Genomic DNA, 13,155 nt, shown 5'->3' with positions numbered 1-13,155 from the left:
TAATATTTACGTCTCTGGCGAATTAGCTCAGTTGGTTAGAGCAGAGGAATCATAATCCTTGTGTCCGGGGTTCAAGTCCCTGATTCGCCACCAAGATACCGCCCGCAGTTCAAAATATTGGATTGCGGGTTTTTCGTTTTCCAAATACTTATCTCAACCTCAATTTAATTAGCGTACAAAATAATATTTTCAATATCTGGAATCAGAATTTCTTTTTGATTTCTGCAATTTTGGAAATGCAAAAGACCGCTATGAAGTAGCGGTCTCGGTGCCGAGGAGAATTTATCGATTCAAGCAAGTATTAGTAGTTGGATAGAAGTTCAATTCCGTCAGCCAGATTGCCGGAGAAGATTCTGTCCTTTTCTACGAAAGGAACTTTGCTTCTATATGCGTCATATAACTTCTGGGTCGCCGGAGCTAGCTTAACCTCTTGCTGCTCTTTGCGTAAGTCAACAGCTTGTGCAGCATGCAGAAGTTCCATTGAATACAGAGCCAACATGTTTTCGGCCGAACGGTTAAGTCTTTCTGCAACTCTAGGAAGATTAGAGGCCGAGTCTTCAATATTGCCTTCAACCGGAGCTCCGTCGAGAGATACTGGATTTGCTAAATCAACGTTTTCTGCATAGATCGAAACCATGGTGTCTTCGGTCGCACCGAAATTATGGCCGTTCTGATTTGTCTTCGCCGTTAAGTAACGCGGAAGTCCGGAGAAACGATCTTCGTCAAGACGAATGGTTCTCTGCATGCAGTTATGAGCAAGATGTCCGAGAGCAATTGCGCTTTTTTGAGCTGCAATTGCAATTGGAAGCGGTTCAAAATTTGCAGAAGGAATAATTGCGCCTTTGAGACCATTTCCTTCCACGAAATATTGTGCGACTTGTGAGGATTCTGAATCCTCCGGAGAGGCGTTCAAAATTACTCCCGGATTGTCATCTGACGAATTGATCTGAACATCAATCAGCTCATCGAGCTCTTTTAAGGATTTGAGTGCTTCTGAGTAGGTATAGACAGTAGTGCGGAAGCTGAGAGGATCCTGTAAATTGCGCTTGGAGTTTTTGTCCCAAAGGTAAGAACCTTTCAAAGCTGCTCTGAAATCCTGAGCGGCTTCTTGAAGTCCGGGCAACGGATGGGAGCTTACGGATTGGACAAGGAAAGGAGCAACATTGCCGTTCATTCCTTCCAATGTCAGGCCGAAAACGGTTGGTGTAACTTTAACGACTTGGCGTAACGTCTTAACGGCATTCATGGTTAAAGCCATACCGATGGAATTGTTGGAGAGAATGCCTAATCCGTCTTTGCCTTGCGGTACCAAGGGTCGGATCTGAGCATTCTTTAACGCCTCGGCGGCTGGAAGTTCTTTTCCGTCGACAATCACTTTCCATTCACCCATCATGGTTGCGCCGATATGAGAGGCAAGCGTGATGTCAGCGTCTCCAATGGAACCGCGCGCCGGAACTACCGGTGTAATGCCTTTGTTCAGAAAAGCTGCATAAAGCTCTGCAACATACGGCTGAACACCGGCTCTTCCGGTCAGCAATGTATTTAATCGAATAACCATCGAAAGTCTGACTAACTTCGGATTTAAGGCAGGACCGAAACCGACGGAATGAGAGCGAAGAATGTTTCTGTTGAATTCCGTGCTGGCTTGCTTAGCTTCTTCTGTAAGTTCGCCTTTAGCGTCAAAAAGATGATGATCTTTGTTAAGGCCCACTCCAACTGTTAAGCCGTAAATTTCAGCACCTTGTCTCGCGGCTTCATTAACGAGATTGAAGGAGTCTGTCAGATGCTTCATTGCTTTGGAATCAATTTTGACCTCTTCTCCGTTTGCGACAGACCAAGCTTGATCCTGCGTAAGAGAAGAACCGGTCAAAGTAACGGCAGCGAGAGAGGCGGAGGACATAAAAACCAAACCAAGAGAAAAAGCCAATTTACGTAGTTGCATTGTACTGTTCCTTGAGTGAATGAGGATTGAGGAAAAAATTTGATGTGAAAATCATAAAATAAAAACCAACTAGTCGGTTTGTTTTTAAGCAACATATCCCCATTAGTAAAAGTACCAGCTTATAAAATAAAACTTTTAAAAACAAAAAGATAATGAATTAGTTATGATACAAAATAAGTGTTTTTACTTACTACGCTAAAAATAAAATATACCGAACAGTCGGTTTTTAAATATAATTCGTTTTGTCACAATTCACTCACAAATTGAGAGCTTCGTATGAACTACAAATCCACTATTCTTGCAGCAGCTACTGCTTTAGTATTCGGTACAGTTTCTTTCCAAGCTTTTGCCGCCCCGGTCACAACTGAAGGAACAGGCGTAGGTAAACATGGAGACGTTACCGTTGCCGTCACCTTTGATAACGGCAAAATCCAAGACATTAAGGTTTTAAAAGAAAAGGAAAACCCGGTTCTTGCTCAGAAGGTTTACAAAGATCTTCGCTCTGACATTATCGCTTCTAACTCCACTGATTTAGATGACATTTCGGGTGCTACTTTCTCTTCTAAAGGCTTGAAACAGGCTGTTGAAGATGCCGCTAAGAATGCTGGTATTAAGTTGTCTAAAGGTGATAAGAAAGCTATCAAGAAAGTAGAAAAGGCATTGCCTAAAGTTAATAACTACGACGTTGTGGTAGTCGGTGCAGGCGGTGCAGGTTTCTCTGCCGCTATTACCGCTAAGAACGCAGGTGCCAACGTAGTTCTTTTGGAAAAAATGCCGGCTGTCGGTGGAAACTCCCTTATTTCCGGTGCTGAAATGAACGTGGCAAAGAACTGGGTTCAGCCAAAACTCGGCATCAATGACGACTCTCCTGAGCTTCATGCTCAAGATACCTTTAAAGGCGGCGATAAGAAGGGCGATATGAAGGTTATCAACGTCATGACACATAATGCTCTTGATGCTGCTAAGTGGTGTAAGGATTACATCGGTGTTAATTTCGAGCCCGACAATCTTTTCTTCTTCGGCGGCCACAGCCGCAAACGCGCATTGATTCCTGAAGGCCATACAGGAACGGAATTCATTTCTAAGTTCATGCACAAGGCAGAAGAACTCGGTATTCCTGTAATTACTAATATGAAGATGGTTGATCTCATCAAAAACGCAGAAGGCAGAGTTGTCGGCGTTAAGGCTGAGATGAACGGTCAGGAATACACATTTAATGCTAAGGGTGGTGTTGTCTTAGCTACCGGCGGCTTCGGTGCTAATGCCCAAATGGTTAAAAAATACAATCCGAAGATTGATGAACGCTTCAAGACTACGGATGCGCCCGGATCAACAGGAGAAGCTCTTTATATGGCTGAAAAAGCCGGTGCCCAGTTGGTTAACATGGGATATATCCAAACTTATCCTATTTGCGACCCGATTTCCGGTGTGATTGAATTGATCGCAGATGCACGCTTTGACGGTGCTTTGATGCTGAATCAGGATGCTAAGCGCTTCGTTGAAGAACTTGACCGCCGTGACGTTCTTTCTCATGCTATCTTGAAACAGCCGGGAGGCTATTGCTGGGTGCTCTGGAACGACAATATCGGTAAGATTTCCAACACTGTTAAGACCCACACTAACGAATACGAAGCCTTTACAAAACAAGGCATCATGAAGACTTGTGAAGATTTGAAGTGCATCGCTGACTTTACAAAGATGCCGTACGACCAGCTTGTTAAGACAATTGATAGAGTTAACACCATGACAGGCAAAGGCAATGATAAGGACTTCAATCACAGAAGCGGTCTGATGGATATGAGCCAAGGTAAGTACTATGTTATCAAGGCAGTTCCTTCTACTCACCACACAATGGGCGGGATCCGAATCAATGAAAAGGCCCAAGCTTTGACAGCTGACGGTAAAGTCATCCCTGGTCTTTGGGCAGCCGGTGAAGTTACAGGTGTTACTCACGGTACTAACCGTTTAGGCGGTAATGCTTACACCGATATCATCGTTTTCGGGCGAATTGCCGGTCAAGCAGCAGCCCAGGCAGCTAAGTAATAAAAAGTTCCATAAGGATCTTTACTAAAAGGGAGGGCTCGAAGCTCTCTCTTTTTTATCTCATGAGATAAAGTATCTTCCTGTGGGAGACCGTGAAAAACTTTGAAGGAATTTCAAAATGGCAAGTGATAAGGCTCTGCGGACCAGACAATCTATTATCGAAGCGGCAAATGCTCTTGTAGCTTCCGAAGGCATTAGTGCACTGACCATGGATAACGTGGCCAAGAAGGCCGGGCTCAGCAAAGGCGCATGCACTTACCACTTCAAAAGTAAAAGAGAACTTCAGACGGCTCTTTTAGAGAACTACGTCCATCACCTTGATGAGCAGCTCAATAAACATGAAGAACTATTTGAGGGTGAGCCTTCTGATACTTTACTTTCCGGTTATATCCAGTGGTTTAGAAGTTTCAATCTAGACAATCACGGTTGGGCCGCCGTCGGTACTTCTCTGCTGTCTGAATATTGTAAAGATGAAGAGCTAATGAAGCCGGTCAAAGAGTGGTACCAAAAACTTTTTGAGAGAATTGAGCAAGCACCTAAGGAAAAACAAACCGCGCTTCTCATTGGGATTATGGCGCTGGAAGGATTTTTCTATACTCACAAATTCGGAGTCGATCTTGTTTCTCCCAAAATGAAAAGAGAGGCATGGAATTTTATGGTGACTTCCTTGATGCCGTCTAAAGTAAAAACCAAAAAGAGTGCGGCAAAATAACTTAAAACTGTAGGTATTTGAAACCACTAGTTCTTTGAAACAAAACAGAAATAATTTTTTGTTAGCATAGTTAGCTTGAAAAAAGCTATTTTAGGAGCCGAAAAGGTCAGAATTTCAGACCTTGAGGCTCCGAATTATTTTGAGGAAAAATCGTAAGACATTTATGAGTACCTACGCTATCGGCGATGTGCATGGCTGCGCACAAAGTCTGAAAGAGCTTCTTGCCAAACTCCCTTCGGACGGCAATATTGTTTTTATCGGTGACGTAGTCAACCGCGGCCCTCAGTCGTTAGAAACCTTGAGAATCATTCAGGGGCTGGGAGAACGTGCGGTCAGCATTCTAGGCAATCATGAGCTGCATATGCTGGCCGTTTATGCCGGTAAAAGAGAGCTTCACCGAAAAGATACCATTAAGGAAATTTTCGATGCTCCGGACGGAAAAGAATTAATGGACTGGATCAGAACTTGGCCGATGGCTCTGGATGTAGAAGATGTGCTTTGTGTCCATGCAGCCTGTCATTGGAAATGGAACAAGAAGAAGACCCTAAAACTGGCTCATGAAGTGGAAAATTATCTGCGCTCTGATAGTTGGCAGGAAAATATGGGAGAGCTTTTCGGCAAGACTCAATGGAGTAAAGAGCTTGAAGGATTCAAAAGATTACGGGCGATTATTAATGTTCTTACCCGCACTCGTTTTCTCACCGCAAACGGCGAGATGGATTATGACGCTAAGCTTTCTCCGGCAGAAACGTCATCGGAACTGATTCCTTGGTTCAAGTATCCCGATAGAAAAACAGCCGAGGACAAAGTAACCTTTGGCCATTGGTCAACTTTAGGCTTGATAGAATGGCCCAACATTTATCCCTTAGATACGGGTTGTCTTTGGGGCGGTGCTTTAACGGCAAGAAATTTAGAAAATCCTGAGGAGATTTTCCAAGTCAAAGCACCTTTATATGTAGCACCTTTTTAGCAGAATCGGCGTCCTGCTTTCTTTGACGTCTCTTATTAGCCACCGGATATAAACCGTGAACGCGAAGAAAATTTTTATTAAGACCTTCGGTTGCCAGATGAATGAATATGATTCCGGCAAAATCTCTGACATTGCTGTCTCCAACGCCGGCTACCAGCCAACCGATAACATCGAAGAGGCAGATTTAATCGTATTTAACACTTGCTCCATCCGAGAAAAAGCTCAAGAGAAGGTTTTCTCTGATTTAGGCCGAGCAAGAGAACTGAAAAAAGAAAAGCCCGAGCTGAAAATTGCCGTCGGGGGTTGTGTTGCCAGTCAAGAGGGCAAAAATATTATTCGCAGAGCCCCGTACGTTGATATCGTATTTGGGCCGCAGACCTACCACAGACTTCCTGAGTTGCTCAAAAAACGCCAGGAAACTAACCGTCCTCAGGTAGATATCAGCTTCCCTGAGATTGAGAAGTTTGACCATCTTCCTAAACCTCACGCCGATGCGGCAACTGCATTCGTTTCCATTATGGAAGGCTGCAGCAAATACTGTTCTTACTGTGTTGTGCCCTATACACGCGGAGAAGAATTCTCCCGTCCGCTGCAAGATGTTCTGCTTGAAATTATTCAGCTTGCCGAACAAGGCGTTAAAGAAGTTACTCTTCTCGGTCAGAATGTCAATGCCTACCGCGGAGAAGATCCTGACGGTGAACTTGTTGATTTTGCTCTTCTTCTCGAATACGTTGCGGAAATTGAAGGGATTGAACGTATCCGTTATACCACCTCTCACCCGAAAGAATTCTCTAAGAGACTGATCGAAGCCTATGGAAAGATTCCTAAACTTGCCAATCACGTTCACTTGCCGGTTCAGGCAGGAAGCGACAGAGTTCTGGCAGGTATGAAGCGCGGCTATACCGTTCTCGAGTACAAATCTATCGTCAGAAAACTCCGCCAGATCCGGCCGGATATCTGTATTGCTACAGACTTCATCGTGGGCTTTCCAAACGAAACTGCGGAAGATTTCGAAAAAACAATGAAACTGATTGAGGACGTGAAGTTCGATGCCAGTTTCTCCTTCGTCTATTCTCCGCGCCCGGGAACTCCGGCTGCAGAGATGCCCGATGACACTCCGCAGGAAGTTAAACTTGAGAGATTGCAGAGACTTCAGGCATTGAATACCAAACATGCTCAAGAAATTTCGCAATCCATGGTGGGTAGCATTCAGAGAGTGCTTGTGGTTGGTAAGGCCAAGCGCGGAGAAAATATGCTTAGTGCGCGGACCGATAACAATAGAATTGTTACCTTTAATGGGGACGAGAGCTTAATCGGTAAAATGATAAGTCTCAAAATAACTGATGTATATCCGCATACATTAGGTGGTGAGATCCATGAATAAAAGCAAAGCAGAAACCAAATCAAAAGAAGATTTAAAAAAGCTTTCTGTTTCTTTAGACATTAACAATAGCGATCTGGCAAGTTTGGTCGGTCCGATGGACACTAATATTGCTCAGATTGAAACTTTCCTCAATGTCGACATTTCTCGGCGCGGCTCTGTCTTTACTGTGGCAGGTCCGTTGGAAGCGGCAAGGAAAGGCGTACAGGCTATTTCCGATTTAGCAAAAGCGGCTCAGAATAAAGCCGGCGATTTAGGCACTGAGGACATTCAGCTTTACTTTGTCGGTTCTAAGACAAGTCTCGAAGAAGAGATTACGGAAGAACCGACTCCTGAGCTTCGTACAAGGCGCAAGGGTTTGACAGGGCGTACACCGATGCAAAGGGCCTACATCAGAAATATCATGAGTCATGATATTTCTTTCGGTATCGGGCCGGCCGGGACGGGGAAGACTTATCTAGCTGTCGCCGCTGCCGTCGATGCGTTTGAAAAGGGAGAAGTTGAAAGAATCGTGCTGACTCGTCCGGCTGTCGAAGCCGGTGAAAAACTCGGTTTCCTCCCGGGAGATCTTTCACAGAAGGTCGATCCTTATCTTCGTCCTTTGTACGATGCACTCTTTGATTTATTGGGAACAGAAAAGACTCAGCGCTTGCTTGAACGGCAAAATATTGAGATTGCTCCTTTGGCCTACATGAGAGGGAGAACTCTCAACTCTTCATTTGTAATTCTGGATGAAGCTCAAAACACAACTCCGGAACAGATGAAGATGTTTCTGACGAGAATAGGCTTCGGATCCCGGGCGGTAATTACCGGCGACTCCTCTCAGATTGACTTGCCGAGAGGCCAGAGAAGCGGATTGATGGATGCGGCAAATATCTTGAGAGATGTCCGCGGCATTTCCATCACCTACTTTACGGCGGCTGATGTAGTACGTCATCCTTTGGTTGCAAGGATTGTAGAGGCATATGACAGAGCACAAAAAAATGGTGAAAAAAGAGACTAAAACTCCCGTTTTTAATTTTTCTTTTCAGCAGCTTTCAAAGTTTGAGGACTTGCCTTCTCGCTCGAAAATGGTGAGATGGCTGAAGAAAGCTTTGGCTTCAGACTCTATGGTGACGGTTCGATTCGTTGATGAAGAAGAAGGAAGAGAACTCAATAACAGCTACCGTAAAAAAGATTACGCGACCAACATTCTGACTTTTGATTATGTTAGAGAACCTGTCGTGGAAGCTGACCTGGTTGTATGTGTTCCTGTGCTTAGAAAAGAAGCCTTGGACCAGAACAAAACATTGGAGGAACATTTAGCTCATTTGCTTGTCCATGGGGCTCTCCACGCCTTGGGCTACGATCATATGAATGACGAAGAGGCCGAAGTGATGGAGCGCAAAGAAACCGAAATCGTGATGGATTTGGGTTTCAAACCTCCGTATCCCGATAGGAACTACGTATAGTTTTTGCTTCGAAAAAACAATAGGATTTCCTATATCATCGAGCTATTGTGTTCAAAAGTTAAAAAATATGTCAGACAACCCGGCACCTGTTCAAAAACCCCGTTCTTTTTTTGAGAAGCTTTCTGAAAAACTATTTCACGAACATCCTGAGACCAAAGAAGAATTTATTGAAAAACTCCAAGACGCTCACGGAAAGAAAATCTTAACCGATGACGCTTTCCATATGATCGAAGGGGTGCTGGAGGTAGCCGATCTGAGAGCTGACGATCTCATGGTCCCCCGTACCGAGATGCAGGTTATCGATATTTCCGATGACCCGATGAACTGGATTAAGCAGGTCATCGCAGCCGGTCACTCTCGTTTTCCTGTCGTTGACGGAGATAGAGACAACGTGGTCGGGATTCTGCTTGCGAAAGATCTTCTGAAACTTTTCGTAGATCCTAATTACAAGGTGTCCGAGCATCTTCGCACTCCGGTTTTTATTCCGGAGAGCAAGCCGGTTGATATCCTTCTTAAAGAATTTCGTCTGAAAAGAAACCATTTAGCTTTGGTCGTGGATGAGTTCGGTTCAGTGTCCGGTCTTATCACGATTGAAGATGTACTCGAAGAGATCGTTGGAGAAATTGATGACGAGTTTGATGTCGATCAAACTGCCAACGATATCATTCAAATATCTCCCGGGAAGTGGCGTGTTAAAGCTTCTACGCATATTGAAGAGTTCAACAGACATTTTGAGACACACTTCTCCGATGATCACTACGAAACTGTCGGAGGCTTAATTTCTGATGAGCTAGAACATGTTCCGCATGTGGGAGAAGTCGTGATTATCGGAGGATATCGTTTCAAAGTTACGAAAGCGGTGGCCCGAAAGGTTCAGATGCTTTTAGTTGAAAAGGTTGAGGGGCCGAAGCCTGAGAAGGTTTCTGAAGCTCCAACCGAACAAAATGACTCGAAAGATTAATTTTCTTGAAATCTGCGGATTTGCGCTTGTCCTAGGTGCGGCGCAAGGTTTCTCTATCGCACCGCACTGGGCTTTAATTCAACTTCTGAGCTTGGCCGGAATCTGCTTTCTTTTTTTGTATTCCTCCTCAGTTGCTCGGAGCACCTTTCTTGGATTTTTATTTGGACTAGGTTGGTTTAGCTCCTCCGTTTACTGGATTTATTTTTCTATTCATGACTACGGCTACCAACCTGCATGGGTTGCGGTAATCGCGGTTGTGGCTTTTGCTTCTTTGCTGGCAATTTTTCCTGCGGCAGCCGGGCTGCTCTCAGGTTTGGGCTTAAGGGATCGCAGCAGAAAAAATTGGGTTTTCTTCCTGTTGATTGCGCCTGCAGCTTGGGCTTTAACAGAGTGGCTGCGCACATGGGTTCTTTCCGGTTTCCCTTGGGCAGCTGGTGCTTACGCTCACATCGAAGGACCTCTTAGTGTTTTTGCTCCCGTAATTGGCGCAACCGGCATTAATTATCTTGCAGCACTGACAGCGGGACTTATCTGTCTTTTCGTTCTTTCTATGAAAAGACGGGATATCTGGACGGCTAATTTAGTTGCTGTCGCTTTCCTTGCTCTTCTGGGTTCGGCTTTTCTTTTGAAAGAAAAGACTTGGAGCGAGCCGGGAGAAACTGTCAATTTCCGTTTGATTCAAGGCGGGATTGCGCAGAACGAAAAATTTTCTCCGATGGGGACGGAACAGTCTTTCGCAAGATATACCGAAGAGATGAGTGCTCCGGGCCTTAAAAAGGATGCCGTGATTGTTCTGCCTGAGACTATTTTCCCGATTCCTTTTGACAAGCTCCCTACAAAAATGCTTAAAGAGCTGACAAAAGTAACGGAGGAAAAAGGCAATCCTTTGATATTGGGCGCGTTTATCCGTTCTCCGGAAGGCGGCTATGCCAACACCGCAATTTTGATTGAAAAGGGCAGCAAGTTCGGCTTCTATTTTAAAAAACATTTGGTTCCGTTCGGAGAGTATGTACCTTTCGGTTTTCGTTGGTTCATCGATATGCTGGGTATTCCAATGGCAAACCTTAAGGAAGGAAACGTTTCTCAAGAACCCTTTACGGTCGTAGATCAGGTCAGTGTGGCTCCAACCCTGTGTTATGAAGATTTATTCAGCGAGACTATCAGACAGTGGTGGAGCAAAGGCGAGGCCCCGGGTATTTTGATTAATCTATCTAACCTCGGCTGGTTCGGCGATTCCGCAGCTTTGCCTCAGCACTTGAGTATTTCTCGAATGAGAGCTAAAGAGTTTGCCCGTCCGATTGTACGTGCCACTAATACGGGGGCGACGGCAGCTATTAATGAAAAAGGGCAGATCATTGCTCGTTTACCGTTCATGGTGCCCGGAAAACTTGATGTGGCCGTCACAGCGGCAATCGGGAAGCCAACGCCCTATGCGAGTTTAGGCGATCTGCCCTCGGTTCTTGTTATGCTTTTATCATTGGTAGCAGGAATCGGACTGTCTTGGTGCCGCAAGCCTAAAGCTTCTTCTCAGCACTAGAAGAAGGTTTGCTGTACTTTTTCTCTAGTTCTTTGAGAAACTTTGCAACTTCGGGGGCATCCCACTGGGCATAACCAGCAACCATTGCGATGATTTCTCCGTTTCCATTGAGGATAAGGTTTGTGGGAATACCGCTTATAGGCAGGGCGGACGGGACAGACACAGTTGGATCCAGCCAGGTTTGAAATCCTTCGTACTTCTTCTTCTCAAGGAATTTCAGAACTTGATTGGTCGTCTGTTCAAGGTTAACACCCATGATCATTACATTGGATCCTTCAAGTTTCTTTTGCATCTTGGCTAATGCCGGAATTTCTTGAATGCATGGCATACACCATGATGCCCAAAGATTTAGGATCAGAACTTTGCCATGATATTTATTTAAGTCGACCTCTTCTCCATCTTTGGTAAAAAGTCTTACCTTCGGCATTGCAACCGGGTTATGTAAGGGTACGAACCCGCGCAACGCTGCAGGAACCTGAATGTCTACGGTAACGGTTTCTTTGGCTGAAGAATCTGCCCAGGAGGCTGTAGGAAGTGCGATTGTTAATCCTAAGCTGAGGAGGCAAGTTAAAATTTTTGTTTTCACAAAATCTCTCTTTTTCTGCAAACTAAGTTACTCATATTATGGGGAGAGAATGGGGCTGATGAGCCAAAAAAATTTGAAAATAAATTAAAAAGTCGTTAGCCAAGAGTAAAAAGTTAGAATTTTGCGGATTCCGATTTTGACCTTGAGACCTTCTCAAGCAGTCAAGCTCGCAAGCCTGATTCGAAATCGAGACAAGTTTTTTCCCGTATGCTGCGTCGCTAATGAAGAAGAAAGGAAGATAATGGAAGAGACTTGGTACGAGAAACTCAACCTATGGAAAACTTATCTTATCCGTTAAACAGAAACCTTTCAGCCGCTCAGATGGTAAAAAGGATTCAGGCCTTTAATAGCGTTTTGCATGCCGTTCGTTTTTACAAAAATCCAAACGCAGACTGCTCTATACATCTCCTTGTTAAAGACAATATTGGTGTTCGAGATTGGCCGTCTTCTGCCGGATCTTTTGCCTTAAAGAACCTCAGATTGCCGGATGCTTTCTGTATTGAACAGCTGAGAAAAAATCCACGTATAGATATTTTTGGAAAGACACATCTGACAGAACTTGCTGGTTTTGTTACTTCATCGGTTTTAAAAAGAGGGTATTCGGAACTGGGCGGATTCGGAAGAAATCCCTACGGCGGTTGTTTTCCCTGCGGAGGTTCTAGCGTTGGTTCAGCCGTAGCCGTCAGTGCAGGTTTCTGTGATGCTGCGCTGGGGACAGAGACACGGGGCAGCATCATGATTCCGGCAATGTATAACGGGGTCTATGGTTTTAAACCTACGCGAGGTTCGATCTCTCGAACGGGAATCATACCTTTGTCCTCTTCCTTCGATGCTCCCGGGGTTTTGGCACGAAATCCGGAACTGCTTAAAGAAGTTTTCTTGTCGATGACAGGCTACGATTCCTCCGATCCCCAATCGTTTGATTTCTCTTTTTGTCCCAAACCGTTCATTCGTTCGCGCCCTAGGCTCCTCTTCCTAAGGAATTCTTCACAAGTGTCCTCAGCCTTGAACTTCTTTTTTATCCGGTTGACCGATCTTGGAATCTCTGTAGTTGAACTTGAGACGCCTCAAATTGTGTTTGACTATAAAGAGATCAGCTCAAGCGACATTAAACGGGATATGACCAAGTTTCTGGAACCCTATGGAAGCGCTTCTGAACCGAAGAGTTTCCGAGAATTAGTCGAGAAGTACCGTAGCCGACCCGAATCTCATCGGTATGGGATGGAACGTCTGGAAGATGCCTTAGCAATGCGTGAACCGAAAGACAAGGAATTGGCGAATCGCAACATAGAGAAAGCGAACGACCTCATTGAGAGTTTGTTACTTAAATATGATGCCGACTATATTGTTTCTTCTGAATATTTAGATTGGTGGGCAATCGGAGGCGGTCCGACTATCGCCTTCCCTGTGGACTTAGGAAAGACACCGCCGGGATGCCTGATGGTTGGTACAAGACGAAATGGCGATCTGGCGTTGTTGAGCCTTGTTAAAGCGATGATTTCGGTATGGCAATAACTTCGCGGAAGTGTGCGTGCGGAAAAGGAGGAGGTATTTTCTTGCCTTCCGGTGCTA

General features: G+C 44.9%; 11 protein-coding genes and 1 tRNA gene. 10 read left to right on the top strand and 2 right to left on the bottom strand.

Annotated elements, in window-relative coordinates; all coding sequences use genetic code 11:
• Positions 1-16: 16 nt before the first annotated feature.
• Positions 17-93 (top strand) — tRNA-Met (locus ADH67_RS10705).
• A gap of 208 nt (positions 94-301) precedes the next feature.
• Here ADH67_RS10705 and ADH67_RS10700 read toward each other — a convergent pair.
• Positions 302-1,942, bottom strand: a complete 1,641-nt coding sequence (locus ADH67_RS10700) for an HAL/PAL/TAL family ammonia-lyase (protein ID WP_066594092.1) — start codon at positions 1,940-1,942, stop codon at positions 302-304.
• 276 nt (positions 1,943-2,218) lie between these two features.
• Between ADH67_RS10700 and ADH67_RS10695 the strand changes: the two genes are divergently transcribed.
• From ADH67_RS10695 to lnt, 8 genes are all read left to right on the top strand, one after another.
• Positions 2,219-3,985, top strand: coding sequence for a flavocytochrome c (locus ADH67_RS10695; protein ID WP_066594090.1), 1,767 nt, complete (start codon positions 2,219-2,221; stop codon positions 3,983-3,985).
• A gap of 118 nt (positions 3,986-4,103) precedes the next feature.
• Complete coding sequence (locus ADH67_RS10690; RefSeq protein WP_066594088.1) at positions 4,104-4,697, top strand: TetR/AcrR family transcriptional regulator; 594 nt, start codon at positions 4,104-4,106, stop codon at positions 4,695-4,697.
• A 163-nt stretch (positions 4,698-4,860) separates the two neighbouring features.
• On the top strand, positions 4,861-5,667 hold the full coding sequence (locus ADH67_RS10685; RefSeq protein ID WP_066594086.1) for a symmetrical bis(5'-nucleosyl)-tetraphosphatase: 807 nt from the start codon (positions 4,861-4,863) through the stop codon (positions 5,665-5,667).
• A gap of 55 nt (positions 5,668-5,722) precedes the next feature.
• Positions 5,723-7,051: a tRNA (N6-isopentenyl adenosine(37)-C2)-methylthiotransferase MiaB gene (miaB, locus tag ADH67_RS10680; protein ID WP_066594084.1), complete on the top strand. Its 1,329-nt coding sequence runs from the start codon at positions 5,723-5,725 to the stop codon at positions 7,049-7,051.
• The gene (locus ADH67_RS10675; protein ID WP_066594082.1) at positions 7,044-8,051 is read left to right on the top strand and encodes a PhoH family protein; all 1,008 of its coding nucleotides are present in this window, start codon (positions 7,044-7,046) and stop codon (positions 8,049-8,051) included. The genes miaB and ADH67_RS10675 overlap by 8 nt, the downstream gene beginning before the upstream one ends.
• On the top strand, positions 8,032-8,499 hold the full coding sequence (ybeY, locus tag ADH67_RS10670) for an rRNA maturation RNase YbeY (protein ID WP_066595908.1): 468 nt from the start codon (positions 8,032-8,034) through the stop codon (positions 8,497-8,499). Before ADH67_RS10675 ends, ybeY begins: the two co-directional genes overlap by 20 nt.
• A gap of 67 nt (positions 8,500-8,566) precedes the next feature.
• On the top strand, positions 8,567-9,460 hold the full coding sequence (locus tag ADH67_RS10665; RefSeq protein ID WP_066594080.1) for an HlyC/CorC family transporter: 894 nt from the start codon (positions 8,567-8,569) through the stop codon (positions 9,458-9,460).
• Positions 9,444-10,997 (top strand): apolipoprotein N-acyltransferase, encoded by a 1,554-nt coding sequence (gene lnt / locus ADH67_RS10660; protein ID WP_066594079.1) that lies wholly within the window; start codon positions 9,444-9,446, stop codon positions 10,995-10,997. The genes ADH67_RS10665 and lnt overlap by 17 nt, the downstream gene beginning before the upstream one ends.
• On the opposite strand, the gene ADH67_RS10655 is transcribed toward lnt, so the two are convergent.
• Complete coding sequence (locus tag ADH67_RS10655; RefSeq protein WP_066594078.1) at positions 10,975-11,583, bottom strand: TlpA family protein disulfide reductase; 609 nt, start codon at positions 11,581-11,583, stop codon at positions 10,975-10,977. The two genes, lnt and ADH67_RS10655, sit on opposite strands and share 23 nt — an antisense overlap.
• Positions 11,584-11,856: 273 nt before the next feature.
• Between ADH67_RS10655 and ADH67_RS10650 the strand changes: the two genes are divergently transcribed.
• Positions 11,857-13,098: an amidase family protein gene (locus ADH67_RS10650; RefSeq protein ID WP_066594077.1), complete on the top strand. Its 1,242-nt coding sequence runs from the start codon at positions 11,857-11,859 to the stop codon at positions 13,096-13,098.
• The last annotated feature ends 57 nt before the right edge of the window (positions 13,099-13,155 follow it).

Origin of the sequence: Turicimonas muris, assembly GCF_002221595.1 — a bacterium.
GTDB classification, from domain to species: domain Bacteria; phylum Pseudomonadota; class Gammaproteobacteria; order Burkholderiales; family Burkholderiaceae_F; genus Turicimonas; species Turicimonas muris.
Note: the sequence above shows the minus strand (reverse complement) of the source record. Positions and strands in the feature narration are given on the sequence as shown.